Source organism: Pantoea sp. ICBG 828, assembly GCF_002928355.1.
GTDB classification, from domain to species: Bacteria; Pseudomonadota; Gammaproteobacteria; order Enterobacterales; family Enterobacteriaceae; genus Pantoea; species Pantoea dispersa.
Window position 1 is genome coordinate 658,600 of the sequence record NZ_POWN01000001.1, and the last position, 21,206, is coordinate 679,805.

The following is a 21,206-nucleotide window of genomic DNA, read 5'->3' on the forward strand; positions in this document are numbered from 1 at the left end:
GGAAATTTATCATGAGCGTATCCGTATTCTGGTTTCTTCCCACCCACGGCGACGGCCACTACCTCGGTACCGCCGAAGGTGCGCGCCCGGTGGACCACGGTTATCTGCAACAGGTGGCGCAGGCCGCCGATCGCCTCGGTTTTGGTGGCGTGCTGATCCCCACCGGCCGGTCGTGTGAAGATGCGTGGCTGGTGGCCGCATCCCTGATTCCGGTGACGCAGCGCCTGCGGTTTCTGGTGGCGCTGCGCCCGGGGGTGATTTCCCCGACGCAGGCCGCACGGCAGGCCGCTACGCTCGATCGTCTCTCCAACGGTCGCGCACTGTTTAACCTCGTCACCGGCGGCGATCCGGAAGAGTTGGCGGGCGACGGTGTTTTCCTCGATCACCGCGAGCGTTATGCCGAATCCGCGGAGTTCACCCGCGTCTGGCGCCGGGTCAGCGAGGGTGAAACGGTTGATTACGAAGGCAAGTACGTCAAAGTGCGCGGTGCACGATTGATGTTTAAAGCGGTGCAGCAGCCACGTCCACCGCTGTGGTTCGGCGGCTCTTCAGATGCGGCGCAGGATCTGGCCGCGGAGCAGGTGGATGTCTATCTGACCTGGGGCGAACCGCCGGCGCTGGTCAAAGAGAAGATTGAACAGGTGCGCGCCAAAGCGGCGGCGCAGGGGCGCACGGTGCGCTTCGGCATTCGTCTGCACGTGATTGTGCGTGAAACCAATGAGGAAGCATGGCAGGCGGCAGACAGGCTCATCGCCCATCTTGACGATGCCACCATTGCTAAAGCGCAGGCGGCTTTTGCCCGCACCGATTCCGTCGGTCAGCAGCGCATGGCCGCGCTGCACGGCGGACGGCGCGATCGGCTGGAGATCAGCCCGAATCTGTGGGCCGGCGTCGGTCTGGTACGCGGCGGTGCCGGGACTGCACTGGTGGGCGACGGTCCGACGGTCGCGGCGCGTATGCAGGAGTATCAGGATCTCGGCATCGAGACCTTCATTCTGTCTGGCTATCCGCATCTGGAAGAGGCCTATCGCGTGGGCGAGTTGCTGTTCCCGCATCTCGACCTGGCCGTGCCGGAAATCCCGCAACCCCGCGTGGTGCAGGCGCACGGTGAAGCGGTCGCCAATGATTTCACCCCGCAAAAAGTCGCGCAGAGTTAAGGAGTCGCATATGGCAAAGGTCAAGAAACAGCTGAGCAATGCCCTGCTGCCGTGGGCGCTGCCGTTGCTGCTGGTGGTGGTGTGGCAGATTGCCTCACAGGCCGGCTGGCTGTCGACGCGCATCCTGCCCTCGCCGGAGAATATTGTCATCACCTTCTGGCATCTCGCGGCCAGCGGTGAGTTGTGGCAACACCTCGCCATCAGCGGTTGGCGAGCGGCAATCGGCTTTGCCATTGGCGGTTCGATTGGCCTGATTCTCGGGCTGATTACCGGCACGTCGCGCACCGGCGAACGGTTGCTGGATACCTCGGTGCAGATGCTGCGTAACGTGCCGCACCTGGCGCTGATCCCGCTGGTGATTCTGTGGTTCGGCATCGACGAGTCAGCCAAAATTTTTCTTGTGGCGCTCGGCACCCTGTTCCCTATCTACCTCAATACCTATCACGGCATACGGAATATTGACCGCGGCCTGGTGGAGATGGCGCGCAGCTATGGTCTCTCCGGCTGGAGCCTGTTTATTCAGGTGATTTTGCCGGGCGCGTTGCCGTCAATCATGGTTGGCGTGCGCTTTGCCCTCGGTCTGATGTGGCTGACGCTGATCGTGGCCGAAACCATCTCGGCCAATTCCGGTATTGGCTATCTGGCAATGAACGCCCGTGAGTTTCTGCAAACCGATGTGGTGGTGGTCGCCATCATTCTCTATGCCCTGCTGGGCAAACTGGCCGACGTGACGGCACAGCTGCTGGAGCGTGTCTGGCTGCGCTGGCATCCGGCTTACCAATTGAAGGAGGAGAACGCATGAGCAACGCAACGCTAAGTCCGGCGCGCCTGAACCGCGGTACCCCGGTGGGCGTCAATGGCGTCACCAAGCAGTATGGCAATCGCACCATCCTGAATCATATCGATTTACATATTCCGGCCGGCCAGTTTGTCGCGGTGGTCGGCCGCAGCGGCTGCGGTAAAAGTACCCTGCTGCGCCTGCTGGCCGGGCTGGAATCCACCACGCACGGTGAACTGCTGGCGGGCAACGCGCCGCTGGCCGAGGCGCGCGAAGATACCCGCCTGATGTTTCAGGATGCGCGTCTGCTGCCGTGGAAGAAAGTGATCGATAACGTTGGCCTCGGTCTGAAAGGCCGCGAGTGGCGCAGCGCCGCGCTGGAAGCGCTGGCGGCGGTCGGTCTGGCCGATCGTGCACATGAGTGGCCGGCGGCGCTTTCCGGCGGACAGAAACAGCGGGTGGCCCTGGCGCGGGCGCTGATTCATCGTCCCGGCCTGCTGCTGCTCGATGAACCGCTCGGCGCACTTGATGCGCTGACGCGCATTGAAATGCAGGGCCTGATTGAGTCGCTGTGGCAGCAGCATAATTTTACCGTGCTGCTGGTGACGCACGATGTCAGCGAAGCGGTGGCGATGGCCGATCGCGTATTGCTGATTGAAGAGGGTCAGATCGGGCTGGATTTGGCGGTGGATTTACCGCGTCCGCGCCGCAAAGGATCGGCGCGCCTCGCCGAGCTGGAGGCCGAGGTGCTGGATCGGGTGATGAAGCGGGGAACCTCAGAGCAGCCCCTGCAGTTCGCGCAGCAGCGCTGAAGGAACAGGTGCGCATAAATGCGCACCCTACGGGGTCGTGCATCGTTGCCATTAATGGTAATGAAACACGTACCGTGCGTAATCCGTGTAGGGTCGCCATTCATGGCGACCTGAGTGATTACGCGTTCAGCGCTTTGGTGATCTTCTCGTACAGATCGCCGGACAGATTCTCCAGCCCCTGCAGCGTTTCCAGCGCCTTGCGCATCAGCGCCTGACGTTCGGCATCATAACGCTTCAGACGAATCAGCGGCTCAATCATGCGCGCTGCCACCTGCGGGTTGCGGCGGTTGAGATCGGTCAGCATCTCCACCAGGAATTGGTAGCCGCTGCCATCTTTGGCGTGGAAGGCTGCCGGATTGGCCGAGGCAAACGCGCCAATCAGTGAACGGATGCGGTTCGGGTTACCCATGGTGAACGAGCGATGCGTCAGCAAGCTACGTACCTTGCTCAGCACGTCAGCCGCCGGGCTGGTGGCCTGCAACATAAACCACTTATCCATCACCAGACCATCCTGATGCCAGCGCTCGTCGTACGCCGCCAGCAGCGCATCACGGCACGGCAACTGCGCCGCCACCGCCGCTGACAGCGCGGCCAGCGCATCGGTCATGTTGCTTGCTTTGTCGTACTGCGCCTGCACCAGTTTGCTGGCCTGCTCCGCGTCCGCAAACGCCAGATAACTCAGGCAGACATTCTTCAGCGCGCGCTTGCCGATCTCGGCATGCTCGACTTTGTAGTCGCTGCTCTGGTTGGCGAGATACACCGCATAGAATTCATCGCTCAGCTCATTCGCCAGCGTGCGCACCAGCGCCGCGCGCACTGCGGCAATCGCCAGCGGGTCGATCACTTCGAACAGCTCGGCGATCTCGTTCTCTGACGGCAGCGTCAGGATCAGCGCCATCAGCGCCGGATCGCCCTGCTCATCCAGCAGCACCGCGCGGAAAGCATCGGCGACGTGCAGCGGCAGCGACAGCGGCTGGCCCTGCTGATGGCGCGCCACGTTGAGGCGGATATACGTCGCCAGCAGGCTTTGCGCGGCATCCCAGCGCGAGAAGTCGTTGCGCGCGTGGCGCATCAGGAAAGTCAGCTGCGCATCGCTCCATTTATAGTCGAGCTTCACCGGTGCGGAGAATTCCCGCAGCAGCGACGGCACCGGCTGGAAATAGACGTTGTCGAAAATGAAGGTCTGGAACTCGTCGGTGACGTTCAGCACGTGATGAACCGGATGACCGTTGTGCTGCAACGGAATGACCTTGCCTTCGCCGTCATACAGTTCGATATCCAGCGGAATGTGCAGCGGCAGCTTCTCCTTTTGATCGGCGGTCGGGGGCGTGTGCTGCGTGACGTGCAGCGTGTACTGCTCCAGCTCCGGGTTGTAGTCATCACGCACCGTCAGCACCGGCGTGCCCGACTGACTGTACCAGCGGCGGAACTGTGACAAATCGACGTTGGAGGCATCTTCCATCGCCTGCACGAAATCATCACAGGTGGCGGCGCTGCCATCGTGACGCTCGAAATAGAGCTGCATCCCCTGCTGGAACTGCTCTTCACCCAGCAGCGTGTGCAGCATGCGAATCACTTCAGAACCCTTCTCATACACCGTCAGGGTGTAGAAGTTGTTCATTTCGATCACCTGATCCGGACGGATCGGATGGGCCATCGGGCTGGCATCCTCGGCGAACTGCGCGCCGCGCATCACGCGCACATTATCAATACGGTTGACCGCGCGCGAGCCGAGATCGGAGCTGAACTCCTGATCGCGGAAGACCGTCAGACCTTCTTTCAGGCTGAGCTGGAACCAGTCGCGGCAGGTGACGCGGTTGCCGGTCCAGTTGTGGAAATATTCGTGACCAATCACGGCTTCAATACCGAGATAGTCTTTGTCGGTGGCGGTTTCCGCTTTGGCCAGCACGTATTTGGAGTTGAAGACGTTGAGGCCTTTATTCTCCATCGCGCCCATGTTGAAGAAATCCACCGCGACGATCATAAAGATATCGAGGTCATATTCGAGGCCGAACCGCTCTTCGTCCCACTTCATGCTGGCTTTGAGCGAGGTCATCGCCCAGTCCGCACGGTCGAGGTTGCCGCGATCGACAAAAATTTCCAGCGCCACGTTACGGCCGGAACGGGTGGTAAAGCTGTCACGCAGCACATCGAAATCGCCGGCGACCAGCGCAAACAGGTAGCAGGGTTTCGGGAACGGATCCTGCCATTTCACCCAGTGACGACCATCCTCGTGCTGACCGCTCTCCAGCTTGTTACCGTTGGACAGCAGGTACGGATAGCTAGCCGCGTCGGCGATCAGGGTGGTGGTGAAGCGCGCCAGCACGTCCGGGCGATCGAGATACCAGGTGATATGCCGGAAGCCTTCGGCTTCACACTGGGTGCAGAGCGCCTCGCCGGATTTATACAGCCCTTCCAGCGCGGTGTTTTTATCCGGATGGATTTCATTAATGATGGTCAGGGTAAAGTTGTCCGGCAGCTGGCTGATGATCAGTGCGCCCTGCTCTTCGCGGTAGTGCGGCCACGGATTGCCATCCACCGCCAGCGACAGCAGCGTCAGCGCCTCACCGTCCAGACGCAGTTCAGCCTGCTGCGCGCCAAGGCGTTTTACCTGACTGACGGCGGTGACGCGCGTGGTCGCCGCATCAAGATCAAACGTCAGGTCGATATCGGTGATGGTGTAGTCCGGCGCCCGGTAGTCGTGGCGATATTTAATTTGCGGCTGTTGCGTCATAAATCCTTCTCGCATCGTTAATATATTCAACCCTCAGAGTCTAAGCGGGTTGCGCCCGGGTTGCCACGCACAAAGCGTGCGTTGCGCCAAAAGTCTACAATTCATTAACAATGGCACAAATGACCCTCGACCTGTCACCTGCAATTATGGTGTGATCGCGGTGATTACTGTTTTATACTCCTGCGTCTTTATGACTTTGTTGAATACCGGGCTCTGCTCCGCGGAAGAGGATGCTGAAACGCACCATGACTGGACACGCTTCCCCGATTTTGACCACGCTGCTTGATACCGATGCCTATAAGCTTCACATGCAGCAGGCCGTTTATCATCGTTACTACGATGTCCCGGTAACGGCAGAATTTCGCTGCCGCAGCGATGAGCAGCTCGGCCAGTATGCCGACGCCATCCGCACGCACATTACTGCCATGCAATCTCTGGCGCTGAGCGATGACGAATATCGTTACCTCAGCAGCTTACCGTTTTTCCAGCAGGATTATCTCGACTGGCTGCGCCAGTTCCGCTTCGATGCCTCGCAGGTTGAGGTGCGCGACGATCACGGACATCTGCGCATTCAGATTCGCGGCCCGTGGCGTGAAGTGATTCTGTGGGAAGTGCCGCTGCTGGCGCTGATCAGCGAAGTGGTACACCGTCACCGGACGCCGGAAAGCGGCGCGGAACAGGCGGTGGCGCATCTGCAGCAGAAGCTGGTGCACTTCCGTGAGCAGGTAGGCGATCTCGATATGTCGCGCTTCCAGCTGATGGACTTTGGCACACGCCGTCGTTATTCGCGCGCGGTGCAGGAAGCAATTGTCAGCACGCTGAAAAACGAATTCCCGTGGCTGCTGGGCACCAGTAACTACGATCTGGCGCGCCGGTTGCAGCTTAACCCGGTCGGAACCCAGGCACATGAATGGTTCCAGGCGCATCAGCAGATCAGCCCGGTACTGGCCAACAGCCAGCGCGCGGCATTGCAGTCGTGGCTGGATGAGTACGATAACCAGCTCGGCATTGCCCTGACCGACTGCATCACGATGGACGCCTTCCTGCGTGATTTCGGCCCCGGTTTTGCCCATCGCTATCAGGGCCTGCGCCATGATTCGGGCGATCCGGTGGAGTGGGGAGAAAAAGCCATTGCGCATTATCAGCGGCTGAATATTGATCCGCTCAGCAAAACGCTGGTGTTCTCCGACAATCTCAACCTCGATAAAGCACTGGCGCTGTATCGTCATTTCGGTCAGCGCGCGAACGTGGTATTTGGCATCGGCACCCGCCTCACCTGCGATATTCCCGGCGTCACGCCTTTGAATATCGTGATCAAACTGGTGAGCTGCAACGGTAAACCGGTGGCCAAACTCTCCGACAGTCCCGGTAAAACCATCTGCCAGGATAAAGCCTTCGTGCGCGCCCTGCGCAAAGCCTTCGAGCTGCCGCTGGTCAAACGCGCCAGCTAATCGGCCTGAGCAGGGTGCCTGCGCCCTGCTCTGCGCCAGAAAATCTCTTTATTCTCCGGCAATTTTGCTTGTTTCCTGGTGGCTCGCAAGTAACATAGCTAAACCCCGGAATGGGGCTTATTTCACTCCATCTTCATTTATATAGAGAGATTTTTATGAGCGTAGTGCCTGTAGCGGATGTACTGCACGGCCGTGTCGCGGTTGACAGTGAAGTCACCGTACGTGGTTGGGTACGTACCCGAAGAGATTCCAAAGCCGGTCTTTCCTTCATCGCCGTTTATGACGGTTCCTGCTTTAATCCCGTTCAGGCCGTCGTCAATAATTCTCTGAATAATTATCAGGATGAAGTGCTGCGTCTGACCACCGGCTGTTCGGTGATCGTCACCGGTAAAGTGGTGGAGTCACCGGGTGAAGGCCAGGCATTCGAACTGCAGGCGACCCAGGTTGAAGTCACCGGCTGGGTGGACGACCCGGATACCTATCCGATGGCGGCTAAACGTCACAGCATTGAATACCTGCGAGAAGTGGCGCACCTGCGTCCGCGCACTAATATTGTCGGTGCCGTGGCGCGCGTACGTCATACGCTGGCGCAGGCGCTGCATCGCTTCTTCCATGAAAACGGCTATTTCTGGGTCTCCACGCCGCTGATCACCGCCTCTGACACTGAAGGTGCTGGCGAGATGTTCCGCGTCTCAACGCTGGATCTGGAAAACCTGCCGCGCGACCCGCAGGGCAAAGTCGATTTCGATAAAGACTTCTTTGGTAAAGAGGCTTTCCTGACCGTTTCCGGCCAGCTGAACGCCGAGACCTACGCCTGTGCGCTGTCCAAAGTGTATACCTTTGGCCCGACGTTCCGTGCCGAGAACTCGAATACCAGCCGTCACTTAGCGGAATTCTGGATGCTGGAACCGGAAGTGGCGTTCGCTACGCTGGACGATGCGGCTGCCCTGGCGGAAGCGATGCTGAAGTATGTGTTTAAAGCGGTACTGGAAGAGCGTGCTGATGATATGGCGTTCTTCGCCGAGCGCGTGGATAAAGAAGCCATCGCCCGTCTGGAGCGCTTCATCAACATGGATTTCGCCCAGGTAGACTACACCGACGCCGTCGACATTCTGCTGAAAAGCGGCCAGAGCTTCGAGAACCCGGTGTCATGGGGCGTCGATCTCTCTTCAGAACACGAGCGTTATCTGGCGGAGAAACACTTTAAAGCGCCGGTGGTGGTGAAGAACTACCCGAAAGATATCAAAGCGTTCTACATGCGTATGAACGACGACGGTAAAACCGTGGCGGCGATGGACGTGCTGGCGCCGGGCATCGGTGAAATCATCGGCGGTTCCCAGCGTGAAGAGCGTCTTGATGTGCTGGACGCGCGCCTCGCTGAAATGGGCCTGAATAAGGAAGATTACTGGTGGTATCGTGACCTGCGTCGCTATGGCACCGTGCCACATGCCGGCTTCGGTTTAGGTTTCGAACGTTTGATCGCCTATGTCACTGGCGTACAAAATGTAAGAGACGTTATCCCGTTCCCACGCACGCCACGTAACGCGAATTTCTAAGATTTAAGATTAAATATAAGAAATTCATATATATATTGAGGTCGGCCCTGCCGGCCTTTTTTTATTTTTGTAAATTTTGAGTTCTCTCACAAAGTTCCCGATATTTTACAAATTGTAATACAATTTTGCTTTTTGATACGTAATTACGAGAATTGAATCATTTTCGGGCTAGAATTAGCAACCCCGTGATGGAAAGATGCGTGCAGACACAGGAGACATCAAACTTCTTTCAAGGTTCCCGTAAAGGTTTCTTGACGGCAGTGGCAGATGTCCAAATAACTCCAATGAGGGTAATAAATAATGATGAAGCGCAACATTCTTGCAGTGGTTATCCCTGCTCTGTTAGCTGCCGGCGCAGCAAACGCAGCAGAAATCTATAACAAAGACGGCAACAAACTGGACCTCTACGGTAAAGTTGATGCGCGCCATCAGTTCTCTGATGACTCAAGCTCAGACGGCGACAAATCTTACGTTCGTTTCGGCTTCAAGGGTGAAACTCAGATTACCGACCAGCTGACCGGTTACGGCCAGTGGGAATACAACGTACAGGCTAACGTTGCTGAATCACAGGGCACTTCTGGTTCTAAAACTCGTGTTGGCTTCGCCGGTCTGAAATTTGCTGATGCAGGCTCCTTCGACTACGGCCGTAACTACGGCGTTCTGTACGACGCAATGTCCTACACTGACCAGCTGCCAGTATTCGGTGACGATACCCTGTATCAGGACAACGACAACTTCATGGCCGGTCGTTCTAACGGCCTGGCGACTTACCGTAACAGCAACTTCTTCGGTCTGGTTGACGGTCTGGCATTCGCTGTTCAGTATCAGGGCAAAAACGAAGGTCGCGGTCCACGTTATGACAACGGTGACGGCTGGGGTACCTCTCTGTCCTATGACACTGGTATGGGCATCAGCGCAGTGGGTGCATACTTCTCTTCAGATCGTACCAATCAGCAGCAGCTGGATGGCAACGGTGAGAAAGCAGATGCATACGGTTTCGGTCTGAAATACGACGCCAACAACGTCTACCTGGCTGCCTTCTATGGTGAGTCTCGTAACCTGACTCAATATGGCAATAACAACGACGGCACTGGCGCTACCGGCCCTGACTTCAACTTCGCTGCCAACAAAGCGCAGGCTTTCGAAGTGGTTGCTCAGTACCAGTTCGACTTCGGTCTGCGTCCATCCATCGCTTACCTGCAGTCTAAAGGCAAGGACCTGAACGGCGCGACTGGCCACGGTTCAACCTTCGCTGGCGGCGATGCTGACCTGGTTAAATATATCGAAATCGGTACCTACTACTACTTCAACAAAAACATGTCCACCTACGTTGACTACAAAATCAACCTGCTGGACGACAACGACTTCACCCGCGCTACCGGTACTTCTACCGACGACGTGGTTGGCGTTGGCCTGGTTTACCAGTTCTAATCTGCCGATTCGAACTGCGTAACACCTCAGAAACGGAGCCTTCGGGCTCCGTTTTGCATTTCAGTGATCGGGCTCCCGATTAGCGCCATTACTTTATACGCCACAGTTATTTCTTTTTTATGTCAGCGGTTGGCAAGCGTTGCGTCTGACGTTAACCTGATAGCTCATTTTGCTAAAGTTCACCCTAACGGAACTGACTCATGTTTGAATCAATCTCTGCCGCACCAGCCGATCCTATTCTGGGACTGGCTGACCTGTTTCGCGCCGACGACCGCCCGAATAAAATCAATCTTGGCATTGGTGTTTATAAAGATGAAACCGGCAAAACGCCGGTGCTGACCAGTGTGAAAAAAGCTGAGCAGTATCTACTGGAGAACGAGACCACCAAAAACTACCTCAGCATTGATGGTCTGGCTGATTTCGCGCGCTGCACGCAGGAACTGCTGTTTGGCAAAGAGAACGCGCTGATTAGCGCTGGCCGCGCCTGCACCGCGCAGACGCCGGGCGGCACCGGTGCGCTGCGCGTCGCCGCGGATTTCCTCGCTACGCAAACCAACGTCAAACGCGTCTGGGTGAGCAATCCCAGCTGGCCGAACCACAAAAACGTGTTCAACGCCGCTGGTCTGGAAGTGTGTGATTACCAGTATTACGATGCGGCGACCCACAGCCTCGACTTCGACGGCATGCTGGCCTCGCTGCAGGAAGCGCAGGCGGGCGACGTGGTGCTGTTCCACGGCTGCTGCCATAACCCGACCGGTATCGATCCTACCGCTGACCAGTGGCAACAGCTGGCGCAGCTGTCGCTGGAGAAAGGCTGGCTGCCGCTGTTCGATTTCGCCTACCAGGGCTTCGCACGCGGTCTGGATGAAGATGCTGAAGGCCTGCGCATTTTCGCCGCATCCCATCAGGAACTGATCGTCGCCAGCTCCTACTCGAAAAACTTTGGTCTGTACAACGAGCGTGTCGGTGCGCTGACGCTGGTAGCGGCAACGGCCGACGTGGCGAAGACAGCATTCAGCCAGGTGAAATACAGCATCCGCGCCAACTACTCTAACCCGCCGTCGCACGGTGCTGCCGTGGTCGCCACCATTCTCGGTAACGACGCGCTGCGTACCATCTGGGTGCAGGAACTGACCGACATGCGTCAGCGCATTCAGCGCATGCGTCAGCTGTTTGTGAATACCCTGGCGGAGAAAGGCGCACAGCGCGATTTCAGCTTCATCATCAAACAGAACGGCATGTTCTCGTTCAGCGGTCTGACCAAAGATCAGGTGGTGCGTCTGCGTGAAGAGTTTGGCGTGTATGCGGTGAATTCTGGTCGCGTTAACGTGGCAGGCATGACGCCGGATAATATGTCGGCGCTGTGTGAAGCGATAGTCGCCGTGCTGTGACCAACGAAAAATGGGCCTGATGGCCCATTTTTTTATTGCAGGAAAGGATTACTGACGCGCTCGTGGCCGAGGGTGGAAATCGGGCCATGGCCAGGGACAAACGTCACATCATCACCCAGCGGCAGAAGTTTATCCCGGATGGCCGCGATTAAATCGCTGTGGCTGCCCTGCGGAAAATCGGTGCGCCCGACGCCACCGTTAAAAATCACATCACCGGAGATCAGCAGACGTCCAGCACGGTCAAAGAACACGATATGGCCAGGCGTATGCCCCGGACAGTGCAGCACTTCCAGCGTCACGTTGCCCAGCTTTACCGTTTCACCCTCTTCCAGCCAGCGATCTGGCGTCAGCGGCGCGCACTCCGGCAAACCAAACATCCGGCTTTGAGTGGGCAGGTTATCCAGCCAGAAGGCATCTGCTGGCTGCGGCCCGACGATCGGCACCTGATAGTGCTGCGCCAGTTCGGCAGCAGCACCGACGTGATCGAGATGGCCGTGGGTCAGCAGGATTTGCGACGGCGTTAAGCCTCGCTCCGCCAGCACGGCAATAATGGTTTCGGCATCGCCGCCGGGATCAACCAGCGCAGCCTGTTGCGTCTCGTCATCCCAGATAACGGAACAGTTCTGTGAAAAGGCGGTGACCGGAATAATCAGGTAATTCATAGCGCTCCATGACCGACACACGCAGCGCTGCCGGTATCAGGACCAGTGCCTTGCAGGCCCGGTATCAATGTGTACGAAGTTGCTGCGCGGGTAATATCCTACACCACCGGCGCGCATAGATAACGCCGCTTTGCGAACATTGCTCAGAGAAATGCCCTCAATGTGGAAATCCATCGCCTGCCCTTTGGTGTGATAGCTGTGTTTAGCCACGCCAGGGCCCGATTCACGCAGCATATTATTGGTCGCCAGCGTACGGTAGCCGGAGATCAGCTGCACCGGTTTGCGCGTGTTGAGCAGCGTCTGCAAACGATAGAGCTGGTCAAACAGATGCGGATCGATGTGTTTAACCTGATTGGCGCGGTAATCGCGGAAGAAGTGGTTTAAGCGAGCTAACTCATCCTTGTCATAACTCTTACCGTTAAAAAACTCAGTTTTGAGGGTTTCACCGGTATGCATGTTACTGAGCGTTAATACCCGGGGGCGGGAGGTGGAAACTGACGCCAGCGCTGCACCTGGCAGCAGTGACAATCCAGCCGCTGCGCCACCCAGCAGCAATAAACGACGACGTTGAGAATCAAAATTAGCCATGAAGCGGGGTTACCTAATCTAAAACGATAAAAATATGTGCAAAAAGTACACAAGGCCGAACAGTAACCGCAGCCTGGTGAGCAGTCAACCCGCAATCTGTCACAGAATGCGCAAAACCGGTCTGAAATCAATTTTCCAGACCGGTTTTGCCATTTTCTTTGAGGGAAGGATAACAGGGAAATCAACGCTTAGAGCAGCAGCTGCCCCGCTTTGGTCAGCACCTGGCTGCCGGAGCGCGCCGGGTTATCATAATTGTAAATATCTGTACGATACTGCGGCTGGCCGTCGTCCGCCACCCAGGCCGTAAGGTAGTAGAGATTGACCGGAATACGATGGCGAATCGGCACGTAGCGCGTATCGCCCTGCTTCAGCGTGTCAGAGATACGGCTGTCGTTCCAGCCCGCGTCCTGCAACAGCAGATCGGCCAGTTCAGAAGCTTTGTTGACGCGCACGCAGCCGGAGCTGAGCGCGCGGATATCACGCTGGAACAGGCCATGGTTCGGCGTGTCGTGCAGATAAATTGCGTCTGAACTCGGCATGTTGAATTTATAGCGGCCCAGCGAGTTGCTGGCACCCGGCGCCTGACGAATGCGATACGGGAAACTGGCGGCGGACACCATGTGCCAGTCAATCATCGACGGATCGATCACTTCCGCATCAGCGCTCCAGCCCGACAGCAGCGTGTAGCCGTGCTTATACAGATAGCTCGGATCCTGCTTCACCTTCGGCACGATATCCTGGCGCACCAGCGTGGTGGGCACGTTCCACGGTGGATTGAGCACCACATTATTGAGCGCGCTGCGCATTAGCGGCGTTTTGCGGTCCGGACGACCGACAATCACCCGCGAGGACAGAATGGTATTGCCGTTGTTGTAGTAGGTCAGGGAATAGTTGGGAATATTCACCATGATGCCGTTGTGCATGTCATCCGGCAGCAGACGCAGACGCTGAATATTCAGCGCCAGCAGCGCCGCACGCATCTGCGGGGAAACATTCAGCCACTCGCGGGTACGCGGGCCGATGGCACCGTCGTCTGCCAGTCCCTGCCAGTGCTGGAAGCGTTTTACCCCCTCCACCAGCGTGTTGTCGTAAACATTATTGCTGGCAGCCGGGGTGACCGTGCTGATGTTGCCGCTGGCCTGCGGAACCTGCGCCGGCAGATCGCTGACGCTGGTGGCCGACGGACTGACGGCCACGGGCTGATCGCTCTGACTCACCGGCTGCGGCGCCGTCGGGACGGCATCGTCGGCTGGCGTGGGCGTCGCGCTGTGCGTGCCGGTCAGCATCCCGGTGCGCTGCAAAATCTCACGCAGCGCCGGCACATCATCGCTGATCTGCCCCGGGCGCAGCGTGCCCTTATCGCGCAGCTGCGGCCACGGCCGGTTATCGGTCAGCAACGCTTTTAACGCGCTGTGCATCGGTGCGTACTGCGGATGCTGCGGTTGCAGCGACACCACAAAGGCGCGGCTGCCTCCGCCGTTCACCGCGTTCTGCCACTGATTGATGGCGGAGAGTGACGGCATGGTCAGCTTGTACGGCACATTGCTGTACAGCCAGGTTTCGCCCTGGGTCGGTACGTTAGCGACAAACTGCAGATAGCCAAGCATGGCGTCGCTCAGCACCACGTCCCGCGCGAAGCCTTTGATATCCGGATTAGTGAGCAACTCTACCCAGCGGGTAAACTGCGGCTGTACGCCGGAGAGCGCCACTTCTGCCAGCTGCTGCTGGAAAGCCTGCACGGCGTCGCGATCCTGCCACAGCGGCGCCATGTTGCGTGCCGCATAGATGCCGGCGAGGCCGGGCAGATAAAAGGGTCGTTCGCTGGGGCTAAATGCCTGCTGAATTTGCTGCTGGCTGGCAGCCACTGACAGCGTGCTGTGCGGCAGCGCGCCGACGTCTGCCGCCTGGCTGATAGCCAGCGGTGCCGCCATCAGTGAAAAACTGAGTGCTATTGCAGCACGATTAACTCTGCTCTTCTTGTTCAGCAACATCCCTGCCCCCTTCTTACCAAAGACACAGCATCCTGAAAACGCCGTGTACCGCCTGTACTCTTATGGTTGAGTATAAAATAAAAAACGGCATCCGCCTCGCAGGGCCGATGCCGTTTACAGATTAACCGCAGCCTGAATTTTTAACCAGATTTGCTGCTAGCTATTTTCAGTGGCCACGCCTGCGCCGGGATTTTCCTGTTTCACCGGCGTCGGATCGGCGGAGAAACCGCGCAGTCCGACCACGTGCACATGCTCCGTATTGTTAAAGACTTTACGTACCAGCTTATAAGTGGTGCCTTTTTCCGGACTGATATTCTCCGGCGCGGCGATCACCAACTGCATTTCCAGACGCTCGCACAGTTCGAACAGCGTGGCGATGGAGCGCGCATCAAGACGCGCGGCTTCATCGAGGAACAGCAGGCGGCACGGTGAAATATCTTTACCGCGCAGACGCCGTGACTCCTCTTCCCAGCTCTGCACCACCATCACCAGAATCGACATACCGGTACCGATCGCTTCACCGGTCGACAGCGCCCCGCTTTCGGCGCGCAGCCAGCCGTCTGAGCCGCGGTTCACTTCCACTTCCATCTCAAGGTAGTTGCGGTAGTCGAGCAGCTCTTCACCGATGGTCTGCGCCGTGCGCTGGCCCATATCAATCTGCGGATTGAGACGCTGATACAGCTTCGCCAGCGCTTCCGAGAACGTGAGGCGATTGCTGGTAAACAGATCCTGATGCTGTTCATGCTCTTCCGACAGCGTATCCAGCAGCATGGCGTGCGTTTCGCGTACGTTGACGTTCAGCCGCACGCTGCGCACCTGGCCAAAGCTCACCGCCTGCAAGCCCTGGTTCAGCTGACGGATGCGGTTCTGCTCGCGCTGAATGGTTTTGCGGATGATATTGGCCGCGCTGCGCGAACTGATCGCCAGCGTCTGCTCACGCGCCGTCAGCTCTTCGGTCAGACGGTTCAGCTCAATCTCCATCTGCTCGATAGCTTCAACCGGATCGTCGGTACGAATGATGTCCTGACGGATACGTTCACGCAGATGCTGATAGACGGCGATAAAGAACTGAATCTTGCGCTCCGGCCGTTTTGGATCCTCCGACATGCGCAGCACATCGCGCAGGTGTTCATTATCCGCGACCGCCAGGCGCAGCGCACCGAGCGCCTTATCCGACATTGAGCGCAGCTCGTCGCCGCTCAGGTAAGCCAGTTCGCGGCGATGCAGACGGCGCTCGACGCCGTTCTCTTTCACCAGGCGCAGCACGGTGCACCAGCCCGCTTTGGCGCTGACAACCTGCTCACGCATCAGATGATAATCGCGCTCCAGCTTGCGCAGTTTCTTCTGCAGGCTATCCATTTCGGCTTCGCAGAAGGTGAGCTGTTTCTCCAGCTGATTGCGACGCGCACGGTTGTGGCTGAGCGCCGTGTAGAGTTCGTCACGCCGGCTGCGCGCGCGCTCCTCGGCGCTGGCATCGGCGTGCACGCCAATATCCTGCATCTCCTGCTGCAACTCTTTCAGCATGTCGCGCTTGGCGTCGTACGAACTCTTCAGCGATGCCAGCACCTGGGAATACTGCGTCAGCTGCGCCTGATGTTCGCGCAGGCGTTCGCGCGCGCGGCTGCGTTCGCCTTCTGCCTGCTCCAGACGCTGGCGCAGTTTTTCGTTGAGATCGCTGTTACCGGTCAGCATGCCAGCCGAATCTTCATAGCTGAAGTGCGCGCGGCGCTGCACCACTTCGGTCAGGGCAAATGCCTGCTGACGCGCTTCGCGCTGCTGCTGCTGCGCCTGCTGATAATCACGCGTCAGCTGTTCGTGCTGCTGCGGATCGCTCTGCAGCACCGCCACCAGCGGCTCCAGTTTGCTGAGTTTCGCGCCGTGCTGATGCAGGAAGCGCGCGGCTTCCTGGGCTTCTTCCACCCGCTCACGAATCTCTTCGCAGCGGTCGGCCAGCGAGTCGTCAAGCAACAGGTTAACGCGCGGCAGCAGGCGGTTGAGCTGCGCCACACCCTCTTTTGCCTGCTCGAACTGGGCACGCTGCTGCTGATTGTCATTCTCGTGCTGCGCCAGCGCACGCTCCAGCTCGCCACGACGGCTGTTGAGCTGACGCATCTGCGCTTCCGGATCTTCGTCGAAGGCCACCGCCAGGTGGCTGCCGATAAAGCGGCTAAACGATTGATGCAGACGCTGGGTTTTCTGCACGTCAAATGACAGCGTGGCAAAACGTTCGGCCAGCTGGTCGCGCTCATTGTTCAACAGCTCCAGCTGATTTTCCCGCGCCGCGCGACCAAACAGCGGCACTTTCGGGAAGCGCGAATAACGCCACTGGCGCTCCGCCACTTTGACAACGACCGCATTTTCCAGCTCGTCGACGCTAAAGACGCTGTCATCAAACGACTGCGGATCGCCTTCGATCAGATAGAGATCTTCCGGACACTCTTCAAGGCCGTCGAGCATCTCGCGCACCAGCGACAGGTCCGGTACCACAATGGCGTGACGCGATGGGCCATACAGCGCGGAGAAGTACGGCGCATCATCCAGCGTCACGTCATCGTAAATTTCTGACAGCAGCACGCCGCCAAACCGCTCCGCCAGCTGGGTCAGGCGCGCATCTTCCGCGCCGCCCGGCTGGCTGAGTCGCGCAATCTGCTGCTCAACTTCACGCTTGCACGCCGCCACTTCATCACGCTCAACGGTGGTTTCACGCTCGCGCTCCAGCAGCTGCTGCATATATTCGGTGATCTGCTGGCTGCTGTTCAGCGTCTGGCCGGTCTGCTCGCTCAGCTGGGTGAGAATCTCCTGCGCCGCCAGCCAGTGCGGTGCCCGCGCGGTCAGCGCAGTGATGCGCTCGCGCAGCTGCTCCAGCTCCTGGCGCATCAGCATGCGGCGTTCACCGGCGTCGGCCACGCTTTCGTTCAGCTGCTCTATCTGCGCTTCCAGTTCACGCTGCAGGCCTTCCAGCGCGTCAGCGTCATAATGCTGGCCCTGACGTTTACAGAAGTCGGCCAGCAGACGTTCGGCGTCATGCTGCTCGCGCAGGCGGGTTTCCAGTTCGTTGAGACGCAGACGCAGCGAAGAGAGCTGTTCGGCATGATGGCGCTGGTTAGCGGCATCGCGCAGCAATTCGCGCCCGACCTGCCACGCATCCTGCCGGCTTACCTCGCCAGCAATACTGGTGACCAGCGCCAGCGCCTGTTCAAACTGGCTGTGCGCCGCTTCCGCCACGCTCAGCTTCTGCTCCAGGCGCAGCAGCCGTTCGGTGGCCTCTTCTTCGCGCGCCTGGAAGGTTTCCTGCCACTCTGCGGCGTTGTCGATGGTGAGGTCCGGCAGCTGGCACTGCGCCCGCGCTTTTTCCAGCGCCTGCAACGCCTGCTGATACTGGATGGCGCGGGTTTGCTGCACATCAAGCGCCTGCTGAAAATCGGCCAGCTGGCTTTTCAGCTCGTCGACTTCAATTTCCGCCGCTTCAGCGCGCGCTTCGTTCTCTTCCTGCACCTCACGCGCTTCGGCCACCACTTCATTCTGCTCTTCGAGACGATAAGTCAGCTCTTCCAGATCGGCGTCGTAACGCGCGATCTTCTCCTGCTGACGCATCGCCGTCTGGACCAGATTAAGGTGATCGCTCGCCGCCTGATAATCGGTTTCCAGATCGCTCTCTGCGCCGTTGTGCTCAGAGAGTTCGCGCGCCATTTCGATGTGACGATACTGTTCCGATGCCAGCTGATTGCGACTGGTGAACAGCTCGTTACGCAGCTGCAGCGCACCGTCAAGATGGATGCGACGCTCGTTGGCGTGGCGCATGTAGTCGGCAGAAACGTAGCTGGTGGCTTCAGAGATCAGATGCTTAAACAGATCGCGGTCCGACTGCGTGACGCGAATTGCTTCCAGCGTCATGCGGTTTTCGCGCAGCGCCGCTTCCATATCCTGGAACGCTTTACGCACGCCGCCGTTTTCCGGCAGCAGGTAGTCGCGCAGCGAGCGGGTAATGGCGCTGGAGATACCGCCATACAGCGAGGCTTCGATCAGACGGTAGAATTTGCTGCGATCGCCGGCGGTGCGCAGGCGACGCGGCACTACGCCGAGCTCAAACATCATGGCGTGGTAGTCCGTGACCGAGCTGAACTGGCGGAACTGCACGCCCTCCTGCGCTTCCACCCGCTCCTTCACTTCTGCCAGCGGCAGCACGCGCGCCTGACGGCTGCCAAGAATTTCGGTCAGCATATCGGTTGGTAGCGTATCGGTCGGCAGGCCGTGAATACTGAACGGCTTGATGTCGACTTTCTTATCGCGTCCGGCTACCTGCTGCAGGCGCACGCCAGCCACCACGCGCTGATGGCGCGAGTTGACCACGTCCAGCACCGCATAGCAGACGCCCGCGCGCAGTTTGCCGTGCAGGCCCTTATCGCGCGAGCCGGACGTGGCACCGGCTTCGGTGGTGTTACGGAAATGCAGCAGGGTTAAGTCCGGGATCAGTGCCGTAACAAACGCCGCCATGGTGGTCGATTTACCGGCACCGTTACCGCCGGACAGCGTGGTGACCAGCTCATCCAGATCAAAGGTGCGGGCAAAGAAACCGTTCCAGTTGATCAGCGTGAGCGATCGAAATTTACCGCGTTCAATCATGCCTGTTCATCCTCCGCGCGCTCGCTCGCGTCGTGTTCGCTGTCATTTTCTGCCTCGTCGCTCTCACTGGCGACCGGTGCGTTCTCCAGCGTCATCGCTTCGCCATCACGTATCAGGCGCAGCTGCGCTTCACGTGCGTCGTCACCGCTGCGCACATCCGCACCAAAGCGGAAGACGGACTCCATAATGCGGAACTTGCTGCTGTCGTTGCCCATAAACCACACCATGCCGAGACGGCGCAGACGGCTGAGCGACGCACGCATCTTCTCCTGCAGTTTGGCGCGATCCAGGTCCGACCCGGTGGAACGCTGGTTAACCAGCTTCAGCAACCTGCTTTCATCCGCCAGCGACAGCAGCTCGTCGTACAGCTCCTGCTGGGTGAAAATGCCCTCGTTGGCCAGCCGCTCCGGGCTCAGGTAGAGATAGCAGAGAATTTTACCCACCATCATGTCGAGCTCGGACAGCACCGAGCGCGGGATCAGCGTGGTTGAGCGCGGACGCAGATAGAAAAACCCTTCCGGCGCGCGGATCAGCTCAACGTTGTAGCGCGCATAAAACTCTTCTAAGAACGGCTGGTAATCCATCAGAAAAGCGTGATTATCCAGCTCTTCAATACCAATGTGGCGGCCGGCGCGTAACTGGCTATCAAGCGCGGGAAAAATCGGGTTTGCCAGTGCCAGCGCCAGTTTGACCGGCATCACTTGTTCAATATTTGTCGATGACATGTGCCTGCACCTTGGCTCCGTAATCATTGATGGTCTGCCATTCCGCAGGCAGACCGGCTAAATCGGCTTCGGCCACGCCGAGTCGCACCGCCTGATCGATGACGATGCGTGCGAGGTCGAAGTGGCGCGCGCGGGGATACTGCGCCAGATAGTCACGCATCACCGTGGCGAGATGCAGCGGCTTCTGCTGCTGCTTATAAATCTGCAGCGCTTCTTCAATCATCGCCGCCAGCTGCTCGCGGATTTCGTTAAACTCTTCGTACTCCATCTCCGGCGGCAGCTCGCCCATCACCTCGTCGTTACGCAGCGTCATCTCTTCATCGCGCATGTCATACAGACGGTCGGCATTGGCGTAGGTCAGCGCCCACGGCTGATCGAAATAGTTCTGCACCGACTGGCGTAAACGCTGCGCGAACACGCGGTTTTTATCCATGTCGATGGCGGTACGAATAAATTTGTGCACGTGGCGGTCGTAACCGATCCACAGATCGATAGCCTGCTGGCCCCAGCTGATAATGCGATCAAGCTTGTTTTGCAGGTCAAACACCAGCTTGTCGACAAAGCCCAGATCCGGGCTGCTCAGCGTGGCGTCCTGAATCCGCAGCAGGTTAGCCTGCAGCTTGTCGCCTGCCGCTTCCAGCGTATCCTGCAGTTCACGCAGCGTGCCGGAGGTCTCCGACAGCAGCAGCTCACAGCTGGAGATGGCCGCGCGCCAGTCTTTATTCAGCAGATCGGCGATATCGCTTTTTACCGCCTGCTGCTGTTCATCCATCAGGCGCTGCGTCATGTCGATGCTGTCGAAGATTTCCGCGACCGAATATTTCAGCGGCGCAAAGACGTTGCGATGCCAGTGAAACTCGTCGCCATCTTCCTCGGCGGCGTCGGCGGCGCGCTTCAGCTCCTGCGCGACAATCGACAGCTGCATCGACAGGCGCAGCGTGGAAAATTCGCGCTGGCGAATGTAATAGTCGGTGATGCCGATCGCCAGTGGCGTCAGACGATAGATGGCGTGACCTTCGGTCAGCTCGCTGGTAAAGCGGTTAAGCAGGCGCTGACGCACCATGTCGTTGATGGCGTTGTTGGCACGGACCTGAACGGTTTCGTGGGTTTGTTCAAACGCTTTGCTGACGTGACGAAAGGCGTCAATCAGCTCACCTTCACTCATCTCGCCGTCCATGCGCTCCCCGTTGAGGGTGGCGATGGCCAGCAAAAACGCCAGACGTTCTACCGGCAGCGCAAGGGAAAAGTCATTCTTGCGCGCCCATGCCACCAGTTCGGGGACCGTCTGGGAAAATTCGCTCATAGTT

The 21,206-nt window shown here is 58.4% G+C and carries 14 protein-coding genes; 7 read left to right on the forward strand and 7 right to left on the reverse strand.

Going from position 1 to position 21,206, the window contains the following annotated elements; translation table 11 throughout:
• The first annotated feature begins 11 nt into the window (after positions 1–11).
• Genes ssuD through ssuB form a run of 3 tightly spaced genes read left to right on the forward strand, consistent with a single transcriptional unit; the run spans position 12 to position 2,747 of the window.
• Positions 12–1,157 (forward strand): FMNH2-dependent alkanesulfonate monooxygenase, encoded by a 1,146-nt coding sequence (gene ssuD / locus C1Y43_RS03195; protein ID WP_058775379.1) that lies wholly within the window; start codon positions 12–14, stop codon positions 1,155–1,157.
• Positions 1,158–1,167: 10 nt separating this feature from the next.
• Positions 1,168–1,959 carry an aliphatic sulfonate ABC transporter permease SsuC gene (gene ssuC / locus C1Y43_RS03200; protein WP_104186971.1) on the forward strand — a complete coding sequence of 264 codons (792 nt, stop codon included), beginning with the start codon at positions 1,168–1,170 and terminating at the stop codon, positions 1,957–1,959.
• Complete coding sequence (gene ssuB, locus C1Y43_RS03205) at positions 1,956–2,747, forward strand: aliphatic sulfonates ABC transporter ATP-binding protein (RefSeq protein ID WP_021508325.1); 792 nt, start codon at positions 1,956–1,958, stop codon at positions 2,745–2,747. Before ssuC ends, ssuB begins: the two co-directional genes overlap by 4 nt.
• Before the next feature lie 118 nt (positions 2,748–2,865).
• Here the strand turns inward: ssuB and pepN are convergent, their stop codons facing one another.
• Positions 2,866–5,481, reverse strand: coding sequence for an aminopeptidase N (gene pepN / locus C1Y43_RS03210; RefSeq protein ID WP_104186973.1), 2,616 nt, complete (start codon positions 5,479–5,481; stop codon positions 2,866–2,868).
• A 245-nt stretch (positions 5,482–5,726) separates the two neighbouring features.
• Between pepN and pncB the strand changes: the two genes are divergently transcribed.
• From pncB to C1Y43_RS03230, 4 genes are all read left to right on the forward strand, one after another.
• Positions 5,727–6,932: a nicotinate phosphoribosyltransferase gene (gene pncB / locus C1Y43_RS03215; RefSeq protein ID WP_166718395.1), complete on the forward strand. Its 1,206-nt coding sequence runs from the start codon at positions 5,727–5,729 to the stop codon at positions 6,930–6,932.
• A 155-nt stretch (positions 6,933–7,087) separates the two neighbouring features.
• A complete protein-coding gene (gene asnS, locus C1Y43_RS03220; RefSeq protein ID WP_104186976.1) occupies positions 7,088–8,488 on the forward strand; it encodes an asparagine--tRNA ligase in 1,401 nt (466 codons plus the stop codon).
• A gap of 300 nt (positions 8,489–8,788) precedes the next feature.
• Positions 8,789–9,919, forward strand: a complete 1,131-nt coding sequence (gene ompC, locus C1Y43_RS03225; RefSeq protein WP_104186977.1) for a porin OmpC — start codon at positions 8,789–8,791, stop codon at positions 9,917–9,919.
• Positions 9,920–10,119: 200 nt separating this feature from the next.
• Positions 10,120–11,310, forward strand: coding sequence for an amino acid aminotransferase (locus C1Y43_RS03230; protein ID WP_021508330.1), 1,191 nt, complete (start codon positions 10,120–10,122; stop codon positions 11,308–11,310).
• Positions 11,311–11,342: 32 nt separating this feature from the next.
• On the opposite strand, the gene C1Y43_RS03235 is transcribed toward C1Y43_RS03230, so the two are convergent.
• The 6 genes from C1Y43_RS03235 to mukF all read right to left on the reverse strand — a co-directional run bounded on the left by C1Y43_RS03235 (position 11,343) and on the right by mukF (position 21,202).
• The gene (locus C1Y43_RS03235; RefSeq protein ID WP_058780806.1) at positions 11,343–11,972 is read right to left on the reverse strand and encodes an MBL fold metallo-hydrolase; all 630 of its coding nucleotides are present in this window, start codon (positions 11,970–11,972) and stop codon (positions 11,343–11,345) included.
• Positions 11,973–12,008: 36 nt separating this feature from the next.
• The gene (locus tag C1Y43_RS03240) at positions 12,009–12,560 is read right to left on the reverse strand and encodes a YcbK family protein (RefSeq protein WP_031279855.1); all 552 of its coding nucleotides are present in this window, start codon (positions 12,558–12,560) and stop codon (positions 12,009–12,011) included.
• Positions 12,561–12,748: 188 nt separating this feature from the next.
• Positions 12,749–14,551 (reverse strand): L,D-transpeptidase, encoded by a 1,803-nt coding sequence (ldtD, locus tag C1Y43_RS03245; protein WP_104186979.1) that lies wholly within the window; start codon positions 14,549–14,551, stop codon positions 12,749–12,751.
• Positions 14,552–14,707: 156 nt separating this feature from the next.
• Entirely contained in the window at positions 14,708–19,174 is a 4,467-nt protein-coding gene (gene mukB / locus C1Y43_RS03250) for a chromosome partition protein MukB (protein ID WP_104186980.1), read from the reverse strand.
• A complete protein-coding gene (gene mukE / locus C1Y43_RS03255; protein ID WP_031279857.1) occupies positions 19,171–19,899 on the reverse strand; it encodes a chromosome partition protein MukE in 729 nt (242 codons plus the stop codon). The genes mukB and mukE overlap by 4 nt, the downstream gene beginning before the upstream one ends.
• Positions 19,880–21,202 (reverse strand): chromosome partition protein MukF, encoded by a 1,323-nt coding sequence (gene mukF / locus C1Y43_RS03260; protein WP_058757757.1) that lies wholly within the window; start codon positions 21,200–21,202, stop codon positions 19,880–19,882. The genes mukE and mukF overlap by 20 nt, the downstream gene beginning before the upstream one ends.
• Between the last annotated feature and the right edge of the window lie 4 nt (positions 21,203–21,206).